The sequence below is a fragment of the Streptococcus sp. HMSC063B03 genome (genome assembly GCF_001836965.1).
GTDB lineage: Bacteria > Bacillota > Bacilli > Lactobacillales > Streptococcaceae > Streptococcus > Streptococcus pneumoniae_F.
This window is the reverse complement of the sequence record NZ_KV831064.1, coordinates 18,003-18,259: the sequence shown is the minus strand read 5'-3', so window position 1 is coordinate 18,259 and position 257 is coordinate 18,003. Positions and strand designations below refer to the sequence as shown.

At 31.9% G+C, this 257-nt stretch carries 1 pseudogene; it reads right to left on the bottom strand.

The annotated features are described in order from the left end of the window. Positions 1-69: 69 nt before the first annotated feature. Positions 70-257 (bottom strand): annotated as a pseudogene (locus tag HMPREF2628_RS11170) (hypothetical protein); the annotation flags it as partial.

Here is a 257-nt window from a genome sequence, read left to right as displayed (position 1 = left end):
TCTGGAAGTTTCCCTCTCCAGTCAATCCATTTTTATTTTTTTATAGGATTAAACGTCAGCATCATAACTTTACTTTTCAATAGAATTTAAAAAGTTATCAATGGCTTGGCCTTCTAAACTTTTTGCCTTAACTCCCTGATCTTTAAAGATTCCTAAAGGTGTTTCGATTATTTTTAAGACTTCAATGTCTTTTCGACCAATCTCTTTTGCCCATTCTAACTTATTTATCTGCTTGAATCCCAACTCATCCTTTATTT